This window comes from Paenibacillus sp. FSL H8-0283 (assembly GCF_045040675.1).
In the GTDB taxonomy this organism is placed as follows: domain Bacteria; phylum Bacillota; class Bacilli; order Paenibacillales; family Paenibacillaceae; genus Paenibacillus; species Paenibacillus amylolyticus.
The window spans coordinates 2,026,842-2,048,200 of record NZ_CP150295.1 but is presented as its reverse complement, the minus strand read 5'-3'; the positions used below and the strand labels follow the sequence as shown (position 1 = coordinate 2,048,200).

At 46.5% G+C, this 21,359-nt stretch carries 19 protein-coding genes; 4 read left to right on the top strand and 15 right to left on the bottom strand.

Annotation, left to right across the window (positions count from 1 at the left end; all coding sequences use genetic code 11):
* Window positions 1-9: 9 nt before the first annotated feature.
* The 10 genes from MHI52_RS09410 to MHI52_RS09365 all read right to left on the bottom strand — a co-directional run bounded on the left by MHI52_RS09410 (window position 10) and on the right by MHI52_RS09365 (window position 11,687).
* A complete protein-coding gene (locus MHI52_RS09410; RefSeq protein ID WP_127544400.1) occupies window positions 10-1,470 on the bottom strand; it encodes a cell wall metabolism sensor histidine kinase WalK in 1,461 nt (486 codons plus the stop codon).
* A gap of 1 nt (window position 1,471) precedes the next feature.
* A complete protein-coding gene (locus MHI52_RS09405; protein ID WP_036610048.1) occupies window positions 1,472-2,161 on the bottom strand; it encodes a response regulator transcription factor in 690 nt (229 codons plus the stop codon).
* Window positions 2,162-2,336: 175 nt separating this feature from the next.
* A complete protein-coding gene (locus MHI52_RS09400; protein ID WP_036610051.1) occupies window positions 2,337-4,001 on the bottom strand; it encodes a S1C family serine protease in 1,665 nt (554 codons plus the stop codon).
* A gap of 148 nt (window positions 4,002-4,149) precedes the next feature.
* Window positions 4,150-4,812, bottom strand: a complete 663-nt coding sequence (locus MHI52_RS09395) for a response regulator transcription factor (protein WP_017689597.1) — start codon at window positions 4,810-4,812, stop codon at window positions 4,150-4,152.
* Between the two features lie 18 nt (window positions 4,813-4,830).
* Window positions 4,831-5,856 carry a sensor histidine kinase gene (locus MHI52_RS09390; protein ID WP_036669825.1) on the bottom strand — a complete coding sequence of 342 codons (1,026 nt, stop codon included), beginning with the start codon at window positions 5,854-5,856 and terminating at the stop codon, window positions 4,831-4,833.
* A gap of 3 nt (window positions 5,857-5,859) precedes the next feature.
* On the bottom strand, window positions 5,860-6,888 hold the full coding sequence (gene liaF, locus MHI52_RS09385; protein WP_405158916.1) for a cell wall-active antibiotics response protein LiaF: 1,029 nt from the start codon (window positions 6,886-6,888) through the stop codon (window positions 5,860-5,862).
* A gap of 197 nt (window positions 6,889-7,085) precedes the next feature.
* A complete protein-coding gene (locus tag MHI52_RS09380; protein WP_036610057.1) occupies window positions 7,086-7,301 on the bottom strand; it encodes a hypothetical protein in 216 nt (71 codons plus the stop codon).
* Window positions 7,302-7,412: 111 nt separating this feature from the next.
* Window positions 7,413-7,952, bottom strand: coding sequence for a 3D domain-containing protein (locus tag MHI52_RS09375; protein WP_081595013.1), 540 nt, complete (start codon window positions 7,950-7,952; stop codon window positions 7,413-7,415).
* Between the two features lie 428 nt (window positions 7,953-8,380).
* Complete coding sequence (thrS, locus tag MHI52_RS09370) at window positions 8,381-10,318, bottom strand: threonine--tRNA ligase (RefSeq protein ID WP_076327039.1); 1,938 nt, start codon at window positions 10,316-10,318, stop codon at window positions 8,381-8,383.
* Window positions 10,319-10,733: 415 nt separating this feature from the next.
* On the bottom strand, window positions 10,734-11,687 hold the full coding sequence (locus MHI52_RS09365) for a putative sporulation protein YtxC (RefSeq protein WP_051447153.1): 954 nt from the start codon (window positions 11,685-11,687) through the stop codon (window positions 10,734-10,736).
* Window positions 11,688-11,858: 171 nt separating this feature from the next.
* Between MHI52_RS09365 and MHI52_RS09360 the strand changes: the two genes are divergently transcribed.
* The 4 genes from MHI52_RS09360 (at window position 11,859) to MHI52_RS09345 (ending at window position 15,314) form a co-directional block, all read left to right on the top strand.
* Window positions 11,859-12,263, top strand: coding sequence for a hypothetical protein (locus tag MHI52_RS09360; protein WP_051447154.1), 405 nt, complete (start codon window positions 11,859-11,861; stop codon window positions 12,261-12,263).
* Window positions 12,264-12,557: 294 nt separating this feature from the next.
* Complete coding sequence (locus MHI52_RS09355; RefSeq protein WP_036610059.1) at window positions 12,558-13,052, top strand: cation:proton antiporter regulatory subunit; 495 nt, start codon at window positions 12,558-12,560, stop codon at window positions 13,050-13,052.
* Window positions 13,053-13,056: 4 nt separating this feature from the next.
* Window positions 13,057-14,295, top strand: coding sequence for a cation:proton antiporter (locus MHI52_RS09350; RefSeq protein WP_405158915.1), 1,239 nt, complete (start codon window positions 13,057-13,059; stop codon window positions 14,293-14,295).
* A 113-nt stretch (window positions 14,296-14,408) separates the two neighbouring features.
* Window positions 14,409-15,314, top strand: coding sequence for a YitT family protein (locus MHI52_RS09345; protein ID WP_051447155.1), 906 nt, complete (start codon window positions 14,409-14,411; stop codon window positions 15,312-15,314).
* An 84-nt stretch (window positions 15,315-15,398) separates the two neighbouring features.
* Here the strand turns inward: MHI52_RS09345 and MHI52_RS09340 are convergent, their stop codons facing one another.
* From MHI52_RS09340 to MHI52_RS09320, 5 genes are all read right to left on the bottom strand, one after another.
* The gene (locus MHI52_RS09340) at window positions 15,399-16,412 is read right to left on the bottom strand and encodes a zinc-binding alcohol dehydrogenase family protein (RefSeq protein ID WP_405158914.1); all 1,014 of its coding nucleotides are present in this window, start codon (window positions 16,410-16,412) and stop codon (window positions 15,399-15,401) included.
* Window positions 16,409-17,386 carry an aldo/keto reductase gene (locus tag MHI52_RS09335; protein ID WP_315371903.1) on the bottom strand — a complete coding sequence of 326 codons (978 nt, stop codon included), beginning with the start codon at window positions 17,384-17,386 and terminating at the stop codon, window positions 16,409-16,411. Before MHI52_RS09335 ends, MHI52_RS09340 begins: the two co-directional genes overlap by 4 nt.
* 233 nt (window positions 17,387-17,619) lie before the next feature.
* The gene (gene mqnC, locus MHI52_RS09330) at window positions 17,620-18,756 is read right to left on the bottom strand and encodes a cyclic dehypoxanthinyl futalosine synthase (RefSeq protein ID WP_047844209.1); all 1,137 of its coding nucleotides are present in this window, start codon (window positions 18,754-18,756) and stop codon (window positions 17,620-17,622) included.
* Window positions 18,757-18,997: 241 nt separating this feature from the next.
* Window positions 18,998-20,170 carry a PLP-dependent aspartate aminotransferase family protein gene (locus MHI52_RS09325; RefSeq protein ID WP_036669808.1) on the bottom strand — a complete coding sequence of 391 codons (1,173 nt, stop codon included), beginning with the start codon at window positions 20,168-20,170 and terminating at the stop codon, window positions 18,998-19,000.
* Window positions 20,167-21,354 carry a PLP-dependent transferase gene (locus MHI52_RS09320; protein WP_076327044.1) on the bottom strand — a complete coding sequence of 396 codons (1,188 nt, stop codon included), beginning with the start codon at window positions 21,352-21,354 and terminating at the stop codon, window positions 20,167-20,169. The genes MHI52_RS09325 and MHI52_RS09320 overlap by 4 nt, the downstream gene beginning before the upstream one ends.
* Window positions 21,355-21,359 lie beyond the last annotated feature (5 nt).

Sequence of the window (21,359 nt, the reverse complement as noted above, 5' to 3'; positions counted from 1 at the left end):
ATTATACCTTTATTCGATAGGCGGAGCAAAGACAACCGGCAACCAGATAATAAAGGTGGTTCCTTCTCCACGTCTGGTCACAACCTCAACCGATCCATGGTGTTCCTCAATAATCCACTTCGCAATCGAAAGTCCCAGACCTATGCCCGGTGTAGCCCCGCGGGATTCATCTGCCCGATAAAAACGATCAAAGATGAACGGCACTTCGTCCCGATCCATCCCAATACCGGTGTCGCTAATGCGTAGTCCCACCTGGCCCTTGTATAATACGGCATCCAGCGTCACAGAGCCTTCAGGTGTGTATTTAAACGCATTTTCGATGAAAATAAACAGCATCTGTTGCAGATAGTCCTTGCTACCGTTCACATAAATGCCGTTCAGGGTGGAAAAATCTCCTGGAAGCCAGTCTGCCTGACGATCCAGAAATTGTGCTCTGCGTGCCACTTCCTGTACGAGAATCTGTAGCGGGATCGGATTCAGTTCAATTTTCTGACCCGTATCCGCTCTCGCCAGCGATAACATGTCGCTGATCAGCCTGCTCATACGTTTTCCCTCGTCCGCCATATCTTCAATGGCTTCCAGCGACATTTGTTTGACAGTCTCCTCATCCAGATTCGGTCGGTCGCTTCCTTCCTGATCCCACAGCTTCTTCAAGAAGTCTACGTTCCCGCGAATGGTGGTCAGCGGCGTACGCAGTTCATGCGATGCATCGGATACAAAGCGGCGCTGGGCAGCATTCGTCTCCTCCAAACCACGGAATGACAATTCTGTACGTTCAAGCATATTATTCACCGTTTCAATCAGACGCCCGATCTCATCCTTCGGCCCAGCATATTGAATACGTACACTTAAGTCATCTCCAGATTGAATCTGATTGGCGGCATCAATGACAGTCACGAGCGGACGCATCGACTTGCGAGCCAAGACGAGACCTGAGGTAATAGCGAGGGCCATCGCTACCAGCCAGCCAAAAACCAAAATATTAAGCAACGCTTCCAGCAAGCGCTCTTGTGAACTTACATTCGCACCAACCTGAAGAATTCCACGTACTTCATTGGTACCCTGAAGAGAAAGGGGAAGCTGATTCACCAGAAACGGTGTACCATCCACATAGATCTTGGATATGCCTCGCTTTTCAAGAATTTCATTGGCTTTTAATACCGGAAACTGAATCTCCAGTTTTTTCATATTGCCGGAAATTATGCCTGAGCGACTCTGATAATCCCAGAGTTGAATGTAAATTTGTGCCTCCTGAAGCTGGCTCTCTGTAAATGGGTCCAGATCCAACGACTGCGAAAGAGGATTTACACCAATTTGATCCGTAATCCGGGCACTTTTCACCTTTAATTGCTGTTCGACTTCCTGATAGGAATTAAAATAAACAAAAGCATAGATGACAACGCCCCAAAAAATAAGCACGGCGGCCAGAATACCAGAATACCATGCGGTTAGTCTTAACCGAATGGACATGTCAGGAGTCACCTCTCAGAATATAACCGGCTCCCCGGATGGTCTGGATTAGACGTTTGCCACCGTATTCTTCAGTCTTCTGTCTGAGCATGGCAATGTATACTTCAAGCACGTTAGACTCACCGCTGTAATCATAACCCCAGATTTTATCCATAATCAGATCACGGGACAGTACCCGTCTTGGATTTTGCATGAACAGATTCAACAGTTCGAATTCTTTGGCAGTCAGCTCCAGACGCTGCCCATCTCGCAATACTTCACGTGAGTCATTGTCCAAAATGATATCTTCATACATTAAGCGGTTGTCCGGCGTACCCGCACTATCTGACTTGCGGCGTAGCAATGCACGGACACGTGCCAATAATTCTTCCAGCGCAAAAGGTTTTACAAGGTAGTCATCGGCTCCTGTGTCCAGTCCGGTCACCCGGCTCTGTACTTCATCCTTGGCCGTAAGCATCAGCACAGGCACTTTGCTGCCTGCTTCTCTCAATCTGCGACATACCTCAAATCCGTCAATCTGCGGCATCATCACATCCAGCACAACGATGTCCGGCTCCTTGTCCATCAGTTTGCTGAGGCCTTCGGCTCCATTGGAAGCCGTCTGTACCTCATATCCTTCAAAAGCCAGCCCCCGGCGGAGCATGGATACAATTTTTTCGTCATCATCCACAATCAAAATAGTTGAGCGCATGGTGGTCTTTCTCCTTTATCCTAACGTTTTATCCCATTGTAACAGGCGGAAGCACAATCTGCATCTTCAAGTAGGCGTCTCCAATCCGTCCTGGTCCATTGTAACCCTGCTTCATCAGGGCAAAAAAACGGAAGGGCCTTCAAACCCTTCCGTTGTGTTAATCCTTGCCCGATATTTATGGTTGCTGCTGTTGTGTATCTGTTGTTTGTGAAGTATCAAAATCATTTTTGTTGCCGATTTTGATTTTCAGATCCATCTTCTTACCATCACGCACCACGTTCAGTGTAACTTCACTACCGATTTCCTGTTTCTTGATAAAATCAATCAGATCTTGACTTGTCGCGTACGGCGTACCATTGGCACCTGTGATGATGTCATATGCACGAAGATCTGCTTGGTAAGCCGGTGATTGGAAGATCGTGCTGGCTACAACTGAACCTTCGGTAACGTCTGTTCCCATTTGTTTAGCAACTTCAGGCGTGAGAGCCATCAGAGACGCACCGATAAAGGGTACTGGCTCTTTGGGAACTTCTTTGTTCTCTTTAAGATATTTAACGGCTTCAGAGATGACGCTCGACGGGATTGCAAAACCAATTCCCTGTGCATCTGCGCTTACTGCAACGTTCATTCCGATAACTTCCCCATTCAGGTTAAGCAACGGACCACCGGAGTTACCCGGATTAATCGAAGCATCTGTTTGCAGCAAATGGCTGTACTCACGTGTTTTTCCTGTTTCTTCATCTGGAATGCTGATCGTACGTTCTTTGGCACTCAGTACACCTGCTGTAACCGTGTGTTCGAATCCTTCAGGATTACCAATAGCTACAAGCCATTCACCGACTTGAGTACTGTTGGAATCACCCAGTGGAGCTACAGGGAACGCATCGTCACCACTGTTTTTCTCAATTTTCAATACAGCCAAATCCAGATCAAAGCTGCTTCCCAGCAATTTAGCCTCATAAGGCTTGCTGTTGTTCTCCAGGGTTACCTGGATTACATCTGCACCCTGAACAACGTGTTGGTTCGTCAGGATATATCCTTCTTTGTCAAAAATGAACCCGGAACCAATGCCCATAGGCACAAGCTGATTACCGCTTTGTGGTTGCTGGCTTTGGCCTTGATTGCCTTCCGTTCCGCCCCCATTACCAAAGAAGTATTGGTACAGCGGATCACTTGTATTTGATCCACCCTGACCCAATCCTGTACGTGAGGACTGCTTCGCGAGTGTTTCGATTTTGACGACAGCCGGACTTGTACTTGTTACTACGGAAGACACATCTTCTTTGCCTGTTGGCAGTAACGACGCTGTGACATTGTTGCCTCCGCCTGTGTTTGTAGACGCTTCCTGTCCTGAACTTTGATTGTCTGTGTTCGTAAGTGCCGTCTCCGGTGTGAACATGTTTGTTCTATCAGCTGTGTACATGAGAACGGTGATGACCAGCATCCCGGCAATAAAGGAAAATAGAAGTGATCTTACGGAAGAACGTGGCTTGCGGTTATTATAGTTCCAGTTGCCTTTGCCGCCATTCCCTTGATCTCCACCGTTACCTGAGCCGTTTCCGCCGCCTGCTGATGATCTTTTCGCTTGTTCGGATGGTTCACTATTATAGTAAGTAGGTACGGGTCTCACCGGATCAGGTTTTGTAATCTCTACATTTCCTTCTTCACGCTGATTAGTGCTTCCCATGTGATTTGCTGTATCTTCCTGATTCACGGACTGAAAAGGTCCATAAGAATAATAATAGGAGGATTCGTCCGTTCCGGAAGAATTGCGATTCTCCGTTTGTTTGGTTTCGTTTTCCTCGTCTTGACGGTTCGATCTATAGTTGCGTTCGTCCATGCCTCTCTACCTCCCAATCTCTTATTCCCAAGAGATATTCTTTAACTGTCCTTATTTTGTACTTTAAACCTTAACCGTACCTTAAAAACAATTAAAAAGGAGATAAAAGCACATAAGAATAGACTCTTTTCCCCGTCACGACGGCATTTTACCCTTTCGTTTTCACCCATCCCTGACGATGAGCATAGATGGCCAACTGTGTACGATCGTCCATCTCACATTTCATCAGCAGGTTACTTACATGTGTTTTGACGGTTTTGATACTGATATGTAATTCTTCTCCAATGTCTTTGTTGGTCTTTCCCTCTGCAATAAGCAGCAGCACTTCCTTCTCCCGTTCAGTCAGACCCGATTCACTCTCTCTCGCTGTACGTTGTCTGATTCCCCGGGTTAACGCCTGCGAAACATCACCTGTCATAACAGGCATGCCTCTATATGCCCCTTGCAGAGCATAGATCAGTTCTTCAGCAGAGACTGTCTTCAGTACATAACTTACCGCACCCGCTTCAATCGCTTGCACAACCAGATCATCCTCCAGGAAACTGGTGAGCATCACAATTTTCATCCCTGGAAATTCAGTCATGATGGCTTTTGTTGCTTCAGCGCCATTCATTACAGGCATCATCAGATCCATCAGGATCAGGTCCGGCATTTCACTATCATTTAACTTACGTAACTGATCAAGCGCATCCTGCCCGTGGCCCGCTTCTCCCATCACATGAAAAGTAGGTTCCAGCATCAGATATGTTTTCAAGCCCATGCGCACCATATCATGGTCATCCACAATCATCACGTTTACTTTACCACTCATTGCGTCTCCCCCTCTGGTTCACTCAGGAACGTTCGGGAATTTCGGGATCAATACCCGTACCGTCGTTCCCGCTCCCGGTTTCGATATAATCTGAACTTGCCCCCCAAGCTTCTCCGCCCGTTCACGCATGGTAGATAACCCGTATGAACCCGGACGCTCCGCTTGCTGTAAAAATCCCTGACCATCATCGCTGATGCTCATGCTGATCTGATGTTCACTCTCCCGTATGGACAGACTAACCACTCCAGCCTCTGCATGCTTCACGACATTGGCAACTGCCTCCTGAATAACAAGAAACAGCTGGTGCTCAATGGCATCCGAGATTCCGCCATCCAGTTCCAGCTCTTTCACACCTTTAAGACCATTCTGCCTGCAATAATCAGGAAACCAACTATCCAGTGCTGCGGTGAGGTCACGCCCTTCCAGCTCCACCGGTCGAAGTTGGGCAATAAGTCCTCGCATCTGACGCTGTGCAATATGCGACATCTGGATTAACTGGTCCAGTACTTTACCGCCATGTTCCGGATTCATCTCCAGCAGTCGCGGTAAGGACGAAGCCGACATATGCATGGCAAACAGCTGCTGGCTAACCGTGTCATGGAGGTCCCTTGCCATTCGTTTGCGCTCTTCAAGCACAGCCCGCTCCGAGGCTTGCTCCTTCTCAATGACTTCCTGCTCACCGAGGCGCTGAAGCAGTCTCATCTTTTTCTCAATCGAATCCATCATGACATTGAACTCCTGATAGACACGACCAAACGAAGCGTCATCCGCTTCAGGCATGCGCACCGCCAGATTACCCTTGGATACTTTCAACATGTTGAGATCAAGCAGGTCGATCTTGCGTTGGAGTCGTAATGCAGCGATATATCCGGTGATAACGGTGGCCAGCACAACAACAGCAACATAGGTCCATGCCCGCTGACGACCAGCCCCCATCAACACCTCTCCATACAATAGATAGAATCCGCCCAGCGTAATCAGACCAGTTAGCGCAAAATACATCATCAGTTCCCATTTATTGGCCTTGAGAATTGTTCGAATCATGCATTAACCCACCTTATTCACTTTGACGTCTCCGATAAACACACTTACAATAATCCGTACTTTTTTGCTTGCTTCATGGTAATGGGCAGTTTCAGCCTGGGCACTACTCAGGAATCCGCCGCGTTTCTGGTTCAACAGTGACATATCTCCAATGAAGGAATTTGTCGTCACCGTCACACCCAGATCCATATCTTCCGGAACAAATACTTTCACATCCCCAATAAATGAAGAAATGACAATCTTCGTCTCCCCATAAGGAATCTGTGCCTTCGTCAAATCAATTACAGTATCTCCGATAAAAGCCGAGATGTTCATTGGTTTCAACGAGAACACTTCCTGCCCCATGTACAGATCACCGATGAACGCCGATTTATTAATGGTATTGCCACTGCCATAATCCCCATAACCATTTCCGTAGCCATTATCATAATGTTCTCCGTATCCGGTATCGTTAGAGTTATACGATTGATGTTTCTTCTTATATTGATGCCCTTGTGATGATGAATCCGTTGATCCTGTGAAATGAGGGCCATGTGCATCGTTCTTCTGTTCCTGTTTTGGTTTGCCAAATGTTTTCTCGAACTGTTCGTCAAACGATGACGGCATCTCCAGATCCTCCGGAGCCAACGGTTTATAAGGTTGCTCAGGTGCTGGAGGTGGCTGCATCTTGTCATGATGTTTCCGATCACGACGTCGTGGCCCGATCAGTACGAACAATCCTCCGCCAATCAGCATAACCGGGATCAAATAACGAATGAACTCCCCCATGGAGTAATCAATCCATCCCAGGTTACGGGCAAGAAAGTAACCACCAATTGCCAGTACAATTACCGGTCCTATAAAGGCGTAACCCCCGTTGCGACGAATCTCGGAGATTCCTTTGACCCCCCACCAGATTAGAAATAACGGCCAATATGTTCTGAAAATATATCCTACATCAATGTCATATCCCAATTGTCTGAACAAGATCATCGCACCAATAGCAATAAGAGGTATGCCAACCCACCAGCGGTCACGCGTCGATCGTTTCATCGCTCATGTCTCCTTTGTCTGTATTATGTATCCAGTGTAACTCAGACAAGACAATGAGAACAGCGGCGGCAGGTGGAATTCATCTCGGTCTCGAGACTGAGATCAGAGGATATTAATGTAAAAACTTCGTATATGTAAAACACCCCGGAGCTGCTGCTCCAGGGTGCTGAATCATCATTTGATTAATGAATCTTCAATTATTTTTTGTATTTTGATGCTTTGCCTTGGCCTTGGCCAGTTTGGCCTGTGTTTTCTACACCGAACTCGGCATTGTATTTTTCATCAGGTGTTTGGAAATTATCTTGTACTTTGTTTTGAGCAGATTGCTTCACTTTTGCTGCTGCATTCTCTTCTCCAAACTCTGCATTGTACTTCTCGTTTGGCGTTTGGTACCCTTGTGATTTTTTAGCCACAACGAATCACCTCTCTCTTCATATTTACGATACATTGCTGCACCGCGGGGTTCGTCCCCAGTCAGTATTATGTGGAGAGAGCACTTCAGTTATTCATGTGACCATGTGAAATTAAATGGCCTTGTCCAACCACGAATCCGGTACAGATTTGTACACATCGATTGCATCGGCCAACTCGCTGAGCATCTTTTCTGTGCATTTCCCAGCGCCTTGCCTGATCACCTGTACCTCCACATCCTTTTTGCCCCACTCTTTGTACACTTGCTTGGTTGTCGGGAAATACAGATCGATTTTATTGCCTTTGATCGCTGAACCCGTATCTGCAACAATTCCGTAACCATAGCCCGGTATGTACAGAATGGAACCCATCGGGAATAATTTTGGATCAGCTGCAATCGTGGAAACTGTTTCTTTATCACGACGTACTTTTACACCAGAATACGTAATTCCGTATTGAGGATGTTTTGGTCCTTTTCCTGTAGACTCCACACCTGCCGTATATCCCGTTGCTGTAACCTTTTGTGTACCCAGGATTTGTTCTGAACGCGGAGCAAGCACCGGCATAGACGGATCTGCCACTTGTTTCTCAGGAAGCTCAGGCCTTGGAATGACCATCGGTTGCGGTGACCACAATAAAGCCATATACACCATGGTCGTCAGCTGGGCCTCGTCGCTGTATTGATGGCTAACCTGTTCTGGAAATTCTTGATCAGACTTGCTCGATGTTTCAATTTTCGGACCTTCACTGCCCCTGCTCTGACTCTCGACATGCAGTACTGTACTTTCCTCTTCAAATGTATAGGCATCCGCCTGATTCAGGTTAATCATCATCCCGGCGAACATCACACAGCCAACCAATAAACCCCGTATATGTTTCTTTTGAATTGAGAATTGCTTTTTCATTGTATAACCTCCCCCTCACTGCAAAGGTTTTCCAAAAAGCAATTAATCTATACTTTTTACTGCAAACACTACGAAAAAACGCCTGAATAACATAGGTCAATCCCATGTTATTCAGACGTTATGCAGAGTGATCAGCGCAACTTATGCACTGGTTATCTGATAAATCATTTGTTCATTTATACTAAACGTGTTGCAATTTCTTCTTTCAATTGAGCGATTATTTCATCGACCGGTTTCATGCCCAGATCGCCTTCTCCACGCTTACGCACGGATACCGCTTCTGCATTACGCTCATTCTCACCAACAACAAACATATAAGGCATTTTCTCCAGCTGCGCCTCACGGATTTTATATCCAAGCTTCTCATTCCGCAGATCGGCTTCAGCAGAGATTCCCGCACGTTTCAGTTTCGCTTCCACTTCACGCGCATAATCGTCGAAGTTTCCGGATACTGGGATCACTTTTGCCTGTACCGGAGACAACCACAATGGGAAAGCTCCTGCAAAGTTCTCCAGCAAGAATGCTGTGAAACGTTCCATTGTACTAATTACACCGCGGTGAATAACGACTGGACGATGTTTCTGTCCGTCATCGCCCACATATTCAAGTTCAAAGCGCTCAGGCAACAGGAAGTCTAGTTGAACCGTAGACAATGTCTCTTCTTTGCCCAGAGCTGTTTTGATCTGTACATCCAGCTTCGGACCGTAGAACGCCGCTTCACCTTCAGCTTCATAGAATGGAAGGTCAAGCTCTTCCACAACTTCACGCAACATGCGTTGGGACATTTCCCACATCTCGTCATTTTGGAAGTATTTCTCAGTATCCTGCGGATCACGATAGGACAGACGGAAACGGTATTCGTTGATACCGAAATCCTTATAGACTGTTTGAATCAACTCGATAACACGAGCGAACTCTTCTTTGATCTGATCCGGGCGTGCAAAAATGTGTGAGTCGTTCAGTGTCATCGCACGTACACGGTGCAGACCTGTTAACGCCCCCGACATTTCATAACGGTGCATCATACCAAGCTCTGCAATACGGATTGGCAGATCACGGTAGCTGTGCATGCTGGACTTGTACACCATCATATGGTGAGGACAGTTCATTGGACGGAGAACAAGTTCCTCGTTATCCATTACCATTTTCGGGAACATATCTTCCTGGTAGTGCTCCCAGTGTCCAGATGTTTTGTACAATTCCACGTTACCCAGAACTGGTGTGTATACATGCTGGTATCCCAGGCTTTCTTCCAGATCCACAATATAACGCTCCAGAGTACGGCGTAGCTTCGCACCGTTAGGCAACCAGATTGGCAAGCCTTGACCGACCAGTTGGGAGAATGTGAACATTTCCAGCTCTTTACCCAACTTACGGTGATCCCGTTTTTTAGCTTCTTCGAGGAAGTGCAAATGCTCGTCCAGCTGTGCTTTTTTCACAAAAGCCGTACCATAGATACGTTGAAGCATTTTGTTTTTGCTATCTCCACGCCAGTAAGCACCCGCGACATTCATCAGTTTGAACACTTTGATTTTGCTAGTTGATGGTACGTGAGGGCCACGACACAAGTCGAAGAATTCACCTTGCTCATAAATCGTAATCACGCTGTCCGCTGGCAAATCACGAATCAACTCAAGTTTGTAAGGATCGCCCACTTCTTCGAACGTTTTGATCGCGTCCTCGCGGCTAACTTCCTTACGTACAATTGGCAAGTTCTCATTCACAATACGTTCCATTTCCTTCTCGATCTTTTGCAGATCTTCAGGATTGAGCGCATGTTCGAGGTCCATATCATAGTAGAAACCATCTTCAATGACAGGGCCGATACCGAGTCGTACCTCTTTGTTACCATATAAACGTTTCACTGCTTGAGCCATCAAGTGAGCTGTACTATGACGCATCACTTCAAGTCCTTCTGGTGAATCCAGAGTTACGATCTCCACCAATGCTCCCTCATGAAGTGTTGTGGACAAGTCCACCACGATACCATCCAGTTTGCCGGCTACGGCATTTTTGCGCAATCCGCTGCTAATTGAAGCCGCTACGTCCTCAATGGTGCTGCCATCCGCGTACTCACGCACCGAACCATCCGGTAATTTAATGTTAACTGCCATTTGTCTCATTCCTCCTGTTAATGTAACCTTCATGTCCAGATATTTATGGACTGATTATCTATTGCTATTCCAGTCATTTTGCAAAGGAACGCAAAAAACACCCGTCCCGGCAAAGGGACGAGTGATATATACTCGTGGTTCCACCCTAATTCAGCTGATTCATCCATATTCGGAAATACAGCCCTCATTGGCATGACGATAACGGGCATGACCCGGCAGATCCTTACTCGCGGATAATCCCCATTAAAGGCGATATTCTAACTCCACTTTCAAAATTGCAGCTACAAAGGGGTAAACCATACGTGATATCCGGAGGAAATTTCAGCCTTGGTTCCTCTCTCTGCACCGATCTTGCGTGTGGTTGTTGTCTTTGTCAACGCTTTTGGTTCAATGGTTCACATGAAAAATTCATGGATCAACAGTTATTATAATTGCCGAGATCACTTGCGTCAAGACCTGTCAACAATCCTGAGCGCAGCACTTCGCATTCCGGGCAATGATGACATATTTGCACTTTGTCTTCAAATATCTGGCATATGGTTGAGATGATTGGCAGATCCGGGGTGCGTGTATGGAGCATGACCTTCTCAGGAGAGATCGAGATGAGTGTACTTACAATCATATCTTCAATATCCATCTCCAGTTCCAGACCCGGCATTTCCACAACGACCTGTTCATCCTTTTGCACGGGTAACAGATTAAGTCCAGCATCCAGGACCTGAAATTCATGCATTCCCTTGTGTACAAGATGAACCAGAGGTACTTTGGCTTCTTGAAAAAACACAAAATATTTTAACAGCCCCATAAACTCTTCATACTGCCGATCCATCCAGAACTCATCCAGCGCATACTCCACTAATTCCTGAAGCTCCTGCTTATATGGCCGTATGCGGAAGTTGATAATGCCTTCAAGGTGAAAAAAGTGAACATCCTCCAGGTCCTGCCGTAGTCCACTGGCTAACGTAGTACGACGGCGCTCTCGAAGTCCGGGCTGATCCAGATCACCATTTAATAGAAGTGGCATGCAGATTCGATTGACCTTTTCCACCTCATGCTCATCCATGACAGAACACGCCTTGGCGATCATATCCTCCACCATGCTCCGTTCTTGTGTCTCCATAATGAAGTCGGCGAGTCCAAGGGAGAGCAGATCACTGATCCGGGGAAGCCATTGCTGGAAGTCTTCGTGATTCTCATTCCCTCTGCACACCCAGGTTGCTCTTCCATCATTATGTTTGAAGGTGAGCCGAAATCCTCTTTTACTTATATGTAAACCTTTGGTTTTTTCCTTGACACAACGATAAAATTGATCCGCTTCCTCTTGCCCCGATACATCGGTCCATACAGCAAACAGTTCCACAAGAATCACTCCTTTCCTTCCTGTTCAAAGTATATGGCAAGGCCGATGGGGATATACGAAGCGGATTGATGGAAAGCGTGTCATGATTTCTCAGTATATTATAAAGAGGTTTGGAGTTAAGACAAAAATGTGTTATTATTTTAATAACAGTATATTTCACGGGAAAGGAGGGAAGCCAAAATGAGACAACAACCTAGAATACTCCACTACACTATCATTATCATTTTGTGCGTTTTCCAAGCCTTGTGCTTCCCTATTCCGATGCAGTCCGAATCTGCCGTTGGGGTGTCTGTAGAAGCAACTTCCAACAAGGAAGTGCTGTTGCAAATACCCGAATCCCAGCAGAAACCTGTCATTCGCAAATATCCACAAGTTATGTCCAAGCTGATTGCGGTTACGCATAATAAGCCTGTCTTTCTTGTCCTCGCATTGTTATTGATGCTGCGAATCCCTACAACGGGTCTGTCCTTTAAACCGTGGTATTGTCTGTTTAAACGCAGATTATTTCTGCTACCTATTAAGTTTACCAGCATGTATGTATCCCTCACCCCTATAGCACCAAAATACGTGAACGCTCTTCACTAGCCGTTACGACGTATTTACAGGTTGCTTTTGCATGAAGACACCTCTGTAATGAAAGACGGTGCGCTTGTGCATAACTTATAACCCTTTTAGCACACGTTAGATAAACCCATGTTTATGACAGTACCTATTTTTGTTGTACCCACACCGACAAATTCAAATCATATGGCTGTGTCAGGAATTTCTGGCTCTGTTTACCCGCATCTTTTGATGTTCCCTTGAGCAGCAGATTAATCATTTTCGGGAAATAAGCCTGTCTTCTATGGCCAGCCCCTAATTATAAGGAGGCAACAATCCATGGATGTACGCGAAACAGACTTGCCGGGAATCGGCAAAAAATTTCAGATTGAAACAAGCAGCGGTGATAAAATTGTCATTATTATTCACGATGACGGTCGCCGGGAAATGTACCACTTCGAGTATGATGATCCCGATCAAAGCATCTCGATGATCACACTTGACGATTACGAAGCACGACAGATTGCTGCTATTGTTGGCGGATTAACTTACAAACCAAAACAGCTTGAAAATATTGAAGTAACGTTTGACGACCTGATTATCGAGTGGTACAAAATCGAACCATCCTTCGGAAGTATCGGTAAATCCATCGGTGAATTGGACGTACGTCAAAACTCTGGGGCAACGGTTATCGCCGTTGTAGAGAAAAATCACAAAAAACATATCAGCCCAGGTCCGGAGGTAGTTATCAGTGCAGAATCCACGGTGGTAGCCGTTGGCGAACGCAATCAGCAGAAACTGTTTAAATCCCTCCTCCTGACTGGAAGGGGGTAAATAGATGGATCATTTGATATTCGAAGTAGGTCTGGCCCTTGTGCTTATTGCAGCAGCCGGCCTTTTATCGGCAAAACTAAGATTTTCGGTCGTACCATTTTATATTCTGATCGGGATGGCCGTGGGGCCACATGCCATGAAAATCTGGCATCTGGACTTCCGTTTTATTGAGAGTCAGCCTTTTATTGAATTTATGGGTCGGATCGGTATCCTGTTCCTTCTCTTCTACCTTGGACTTGAATTCTCGGTAGGTCGTTTAATTAAATCGGGTCGCTCTATTGCAGTTGGCGGCTCGATCTACATCGGCATTAACTTTACGCTGGGATTAATATTCGGTTTTGTGTCCGGTTTCCCAGTTGCAGAAGCACTTATTATCGCAGGTATAACTACCATCTCTTCCAGTGCCATTGTGGCCAAGGTACTCGTTGATTTGAAACGAACGGCCAACCCGGAAACAGAGATGATATTGGGTATTATTATGTTCGAAGATGTATTCCTCGCTGTATATATCTCGATCTTGTCCGGACTTGTGCTTAGTGATTCATCCTCCATCGGAGGCGTCATCATGTCCGCACTTATTGCCCTCGGATTCATGCTTATCGTGATTATCCTTGGACGCAAAGCAACACCGCTACTAAACAAATTGCTTAAAATTCGATCGAATGAACTATTCTCTCTCGTTGTATTTGGAGCCTTGTTCCTGGTAGCTGGTTTCTCTGAAACTATTCATGTTGCCGAAGCGATTGGTGCATTACTGGTTGGTCTGGTGCTTGCTGAAACAGAACACGCAAAACGGATTGAGCACTTGATTCTACCGTTCCGTGACTTCTTCGGAGCAATCTTCTTCTTCAGCTTTGGATTGTCCATTGATCCGTTGTCCTTGGGTGGCGATGCCGTATGGTTAGCTCTGATTGCAGTTGTTATTACATTGTTCGGTAACTTCCTGGCGGGTATGCTGGCCGGGCGCAGTGCAGGACTATCACCCAAAGCATCGGCGAATATTGGATTAACCATTGTGTCACGGGGTGAATTTTCCATTATCTTGGCCAACATGGGTAAAGCCGGGGGACTGTTGCCAATGATTCAACCGTTTGCCGCGCTGTATGTCCTAATTCTGGCCATTCTGGGTCCTTTATTAACCAAAGAGTCCAAACATGTATTCCGTTTATTGGATAAAATATTCAAGTTCAAAGATCCTCGGAAAAAGAAAGACGAACCAAAGGTTCTGCAGAAAGAAGGATAACACCTATGTCTGTACAGAACAGACATACTAACGTACTTCGCGGCTCTTACGCCGATCTTTCTGTGACTAACCCAGGGAGAATGGCTCGAAAGCCGCACTAAGGAGGATGACCTATGAAAGCACCTCTGATATCGGCTAATCCGGTGCCAAACACCGCCAAGACCAGGATATCGTCTACCCGCCGCTGGTTAAACCTGTTTCTCGTTATTGCGGGCGGAATTCTGGCCTCCGTGGGACTTGAATTGTTCTTACACCCCAATAAAATTATTATTGGAGGCATTACAGGCATTTCCTCACTCTTCGCCCACTGGACCGAAATGAGGATTGGATTGTTCCTATTTTTATTCAATGTGCCGTTTATATTTCTGTCTTACAAGATTGTGCAGAAGAAATTTGTACTGGTTACTGTTCTAGGTCTGGTTGTCTTTTCGATCGGTGCCATTGTGCTTCATCCCATGCCGCCACTTGTAGAGCATCCGCTGGCTGCCGCCATGTTTGGCGGATTATGCCTCGGACTCGGAATTGGGCTCGTCGTACGGTATGGCGGGACACTGGATACGCTGGAAATCGGTGATCCGTCTTCCCGCCCACCTGAACGTGTATTTAGCGGAAAACGGATGCTTATCGAAAAAATAATCATGCTGCTTAACTTGTTGATACTGACAGCCGCTGGTGTTGTCTTTGGCTGGGACCAAGCGATGTATTCCGTAATCGCCTATCTTATTGCTTATGAAATGGTGTACATTGCGTTCAGGGGCTTCTCTTCCAAACGCAAAGTATGCATATTGACCACACAAAGCTCTCAAGTTGAAAAAGCTGTACGCAAACGGCTACGCCGTGAACCTGGAATTCTGGAAGCCACTTCTGACTCAACACAACTCGCGATGGCGGAAGGATGGATCAGGCAAATCCCGGGTGCACTTTATTATGAGGTACATGTGCTGGAGATGATCTGGTTGAAGTCCATTGTGCGTCACATTGATCCACATGCGGGTATTGTAACGAATCCGGAAAAATAAAAAACGCTCTCTTCCCCTATGGATGGACAGTATTGTCCACCAAGGTCAGAGAGCGTTTTTTTCTGTTATTATAATTAATTGATATTATAGTTCAACGATAGCTTTGACTACATGTGAATCTGGCAATAACCATTGATCTATTGCAGTAGGTGACTCATCAAATTCCACTCGGTGTGTGATATACCCATCCATACTTAATTTCTTTTGACGCAAGGTCGACAGGACCTGTTCAAAATCTTCACGGGTTGCGTTTCGACTGCCCAGGATACTCATCTCCCGCTTGTGAAATTCGGGGTCATGAAAGGTAATATCCGCTTTCACCAGTCCAACAAAAATGAGTTGACCACTATGCGCCACATATTGAATGGCCTCATTCATGGAATTCACGTTACCTGTTGCATCGAAGACAGCTGTAGCATAGTCGCCTCCCGTAATTTCAGCCACTTGTTGTACGGTATGTTCATTGGCCTGTACTAGGTCATCCGCTCCAGCCCAAGTCCGGCTAAGCTCCAGCCTGTCCAGATTACGATCAACGGCAATAACACGCGCTCCAGCCTGTTTGGCGAATGCCATCACACCCAATCCAATGGGGCCAGCTCCAATCACAACCACATGCTCACCAGGTTTAATTCCTGCTCTTCTGACGGCATGGGCTCCAATGCTTAATGGTTCTACCATTGCCGTCTCATCCAGCGTCAAACCTTCTGCTGAGAGCAGATGTGAGACAGGCACGCTGATTTTTTCTCTCATGCCTCCGTCTACGTGCACACCCATGACTTGCATGGACGCACAACAATTGGTTTTTCCACTGCGACATGCAATACAGTGACCGCAGTGCAGATACGGAATAATACTTACCTGATCCCCAGGCTGTAATCCTGCCTCGTTCGGACCGATTTCTTCAATAACAGCCGCCAGTTCATGGCCCAGAACACGAGGATAGGTAAAGAATGGCTGGTTGCCTTTGTACGCATGCAGATCCGTTCCACAGATCCCAATCCGCCGAATGGCAACCAACGCCTCTCCTTCTGCTCGTTCCGGTTGAGGCAGGTCCTGGAGCTTTAATTGATCTATTTCTTCACATACAATGGCTCTCATCGTAGTTCCCCCTTGGATGCTTCTGCTGTCGTGTTGCTTGGCTTCGTATTATATTCAGGTCTTCCGCTTGACCATGTCTCGTTATGCAATGGAGCCAGAATGCGCAGCACTTCATCCAGCAGGCTCTGATCCATCGGTTCCTCTATCCAGGCTGCATTATTGAGGATATTGCGCTGGCTGGCACTGCTCACCAGTGTTGTCGGAATTCGTTCATTCGACGTGGAGAATTGCACGGCCAACTTGGCAATGTCACTGCCTTGTTCTGCACAGAAGCGGGCAGCCTTCAGGCAGAGCTCTTTCACCCGATCATCTGCCGGATGCCAGGCAGGAGCCCCTCGGGTACTCAACAAGCCCATAGAAAGAGGCGAAGCATTGACGAGGCCAATTTCTTTTTTTTCCAACAGGGGCAATAACGATAATAATGAGGTATCATTCAATGAATAATGACAATACGAGATGATCGCATCCGCATCGATCTGTGGCAGAACCTTCTCGAACAACGGCAAGGGCAATCCACAAATGCCCGCATGTCGTATAACTCCCTGCTCTTTCAGACGCAGCAACGTTGGAAAGGCTTCTTCTACGATGATCTCTGCTGGCACAAATTCAATATCATGCAGGAACAGAATGTCGATATAGTCTGTATGCAGTCGATCCAGGCTCTCTTGCACGCTATCCAGAATCCGCTGACGTGAAAAATCAAACTCATTTTCCCCATACCGTCCGGCTTTGGTTGATAACATATATGAACTGCGCGGCAAGCTACGGATGGCTTCACCCAACACGGACTCCGCTTTTGTCAGCCCGTAGTAAGGCGAAACGTCTATGTAATTCATCCCCGCATCTACGGCCGCATGTACAGTGCGAATCCCTTCGTCCCGGTCAATGTTACGAAATACAGAACCGAGTGAGGATGCTCCAAAACTCAATACAGGTACGTCCAGTTCCGTCTTGCCAAGTATTCTTCTCTTCATCGGTTTAACCCCTTCCAGCGTGTCTGACTACACAAGTTCCCTTTCATTGTAACAGTTCAATTTCAATATAAAATATCGGCAATTGCGTAACATGTACTGTTTGATGACCTCGAACCGCAGAAAGAAATCAAAAAGCCCGCCGTCTCTCCAAACGGAGTAGTCAGCGGGCTTGGCTTCATAAATACTTATCTAACGATCAAAGTTTATAAAGAGTAGTATTGAATTAATTAGAATTAGTTCTGCATTACGAAATCTTCATGTACGGCATTTTCTTCGTCGAACATGCGCACAATCTCGTATCGGGTGTTACGTTGTGCCGGGATATAACCGGACTCCCGAATCAAACGGAGAATGGATTCAATGTTAACTTTATATGTTGCACCAGCAGCAGATACAACGTTCTCTTCAATCATCGTGCTACCGAAGTCATTACAGCCAAATTCAAGCGACTTCTTACCGATCTCAGGACCCATCGTTACCCAAGAGGATTGAATGTTCTTGATATTATCAAGTACCAGGCGGCTGATGGCTACAGTCTTCAAGTACTCTTCTGGAGTCTGACGCTCCAGCTTGAGGTTTGTATTATCCGGCTGGAAAGTCCAAGGGATAAACGCCAGGAAACCTTCGGAGTCATACTTGTTCGCAATACATTCGTCCTGAGCTTCACGTACACGGAGCAAGTGTAATGCACGCTCTTCCATCGATTCACCAAGTCCGATAACCATCGTTGCCGTGGTGTTCATACCGATGCGGTGTGCAGTTTGCATAACGTCCATCCAATCCCGCCATGAACCTTTCAAGCGGCTGATCTTCCGACGTGTGCGGTCATCCAGAATTTCAGCGCCGCCGCCAGGCAAGGAATCCAGACCAGCTTCGTGAATGGCGCGTACAACCTCTTCCAATGTAAGACCATCGGAAACTTCAACCATTTTCATAATCTCAGCGGGTGAGAAAGAGTGCATCGTGATGTTTGGGAAACGCTCTTTGATGGCTTTCAACAGGTCTGTATAATAGCTGAAAGGCAAGTTCGGATTCGTTCCACCTTGCATCAAAATCTCGGTACCATTCACATCTTCCGTTTCCTGAATCTTCTGGAAAATAACTTCGTCCGGAAGCACATAACCTTCATCCGAACCAGGTCTGCGGTAGAAAGCACAAAAACGGCAGTACACATCACACACGTTTGTGTAGTTGACGTTACGCCCAATTACAAATGTTCTGTATGGTTCAGGGTGCATGCGTTTCATAATGACATTAGCAGCTGCCCCGATTTTGTCCACTTCATTCGATTCAAATAGCTCAATCGTGTCTTCCAAGTCCAAACGTTCGCCCCGAAGGGCTTTATCTAAGATACGGTCTACCGTACTCATCGTAAAAAAGCCTCCCTCATGAAGAGAAATTATATAACGATCCGTCCCAACTTGTTCAAGAGAAGCAAGTTCTGGTGGCAACATCGTATTTCTGTACTCCACATATCGTAACACAGGTTACATGTGAAAAAAAGCACCTTATGTACAGGTGCTTTAAAAATAAGTAAAAATTTTTACATATGGAAAAGAATTAGTTCGAACTTATGTGATACGCATCGGCGTATTCGGGCATCCACTTTTGTTAGGATTCCTGAAGTGCTTGCTCCAAATCTACAATGAGATCTTCGATATCTTCCAGACCTACTGAGAAGCGCAGCAATCCATCTGTAATGCCACGGTCACGGCGAACCTCAGCCGGCATTGCCGCATGAGACATCATCGCTGGGTAGGACAGAATACTCTCCACAGCTCCCAAGCTTACAGCAACAATGGGGAGCTTCACCCGGTTAAGAACTGCTTTTGCACGATCACCTGAACCGACGTCAAAAGAAACGACAGCTCCATATCCTGTGGACTGGCGCTCATGTGCCTCACGGCCCGGATGATCCTCAAGTCCAGGATAAAATACAGCGGTAATATCACTGCGCTCATTAAGCCATGCCGCCAGTTTGGCTGTACTCCGTTCACTATGAGCCATGCGAGCCCCCAAGGTTTTCATCCCGCGCATCAGAAGCCAAGATTCTTGTGCCCCGAGTACAGTTCCAAGTCCATTTTGCAACTGTTTTAGTTGTACGCCAAGTGATTCCGTGCGAGCAACGGCTAACCCTGCCAGTACATCACTGTGACCTCCGAGAAACTTCGTAGCACTATGTACGACGATGTCCACACCAAGCTCAATTGGACGCTGATAGTACGGTGTCATAAAGGTGTTATCCAGAATTGTGATCAGGTCATGTTCCTTCGACCAGTCAGTTACAGCAGCGATATCCGTAATCCGCAGTGTAGGGTTGGACGGTGTTTCCATATATACTGCCTTGGTGTTTGGCTTGAGTGCCGCTTTTACTTCATCTATATTGGTCATGTCTACAAAGGTTGTCTCGATCTGCATACGGCTTAATATGGAAGTAAGCAAACGATACGTACCTCCATATACATCTTCCGTTACAATCATGTGATCCCCTGCCGAGAACATCATGAACACGCTTGAGATCGCAGCCATCCCCGAAGAATAGGCAAAGCCTCGTGCGCCGCCCTCCAGCAATGTGATGTAATCTTCCAGAGCCTGACGTGTCGGATTTCCCGAACGACTGTAATCATGTTGAGGCGGATTGAAGATATCAAAATGATGGAATGTTGATGCTTGGTAGATCGGTACACTGGAGGCTCCAGTCGTTTTGTCAATCTCATCGCCAAAATGGAGCAACTTGGTATCAAATTTCAACTCGGAATTGGGCTTGTTGTTGGACTCACTCATGAGTGCACGCCTCCTTCCACTTCCTGTTGTGCAGCTGTCAGAGCATTGCCGAGATCTGCAATCAGATCATCTGCATGTTCGATGCCTACGGAGAACCGGAGCAGACGATCATCCACACCTACGGCTTCACGAATTTCAAGGGGAATATCCGCATGAGTCTGTACTGCGGGATAAGTCATAAGTGATTCGACTCCGCCGAGACTTTCGGCAAAAGCAATGAGTTTGATATGACGCAGCAACGGTTCAACATAACGTGCATCCTTCACTTTGAAAGAGAAGATACCTGTGTTACCGGTAGATTGTTTGTTCTGTATCTCATACCCCGGATGATCGGATAGACCTGGATGATACACTTCAACCACCGCTGGGTGCTCAAGCAAGTATTTGGCAATAGTAAGTGCATTGTGCTCATGACGCTCCATGCGAAGAGCCAGCGTTTTCATACCTTTCATCAACTGGTAGGAGTCACTTGGAGATAATACCGCTCCAATGGAATTATGCAGGAACGCCATCTCAGCAGATAACGCCTCACCTTTGGTAATAATTAGTCCGGCGAGCACATCATTATGTCCGCCCAGATATTTGGTAGCGCTATGAATGATGATATCGGCACCCAGTTCAATCGGACGTTGGAAAAATGGAGTCAACAACGTGTTGTCAACAATGGTCAACAGGTTGTAACTTTTCGCCCAGGAAGCAACGGCTTCCACATCGGTGATCATCATCAGTGGATTGGTTGGTGTCTCAATAAATACAGCTTTGGTATTCGGCTGACGAACCTTCTCCAGTGCTGCAAGGTCATTCGTGTCCACATAACTAGCAGTTACGCCGAAACGGGACAGAATACGTTCCAGCAGACGATAGGTTCCACCATACAGATCCAGCGATACAATCAGATGATCCCCTTGACCAAACATGGCAAAAATCGTTTGCAGCGCAGCCATTCCCGAGCTACAGGCAAACCCTGCATCACCGGACTCCAGCGCTGCGGCGGCTTCTTCCAATACTTTACGGGTTGGATTAGTCGTACGAATATAATCAAACCCCGTGCTTTGTCCAAGCTTAGGGTGGCGAAACGCAGTGGATTGATAGATCGGAAAGTTAATGGCGCCTGTTACCGGTTCATTGATGGACCCAATTTGTGCTAAGCGGCTTTCGATTTTCAACTTGTTGTTGTCTTCCATTGCTG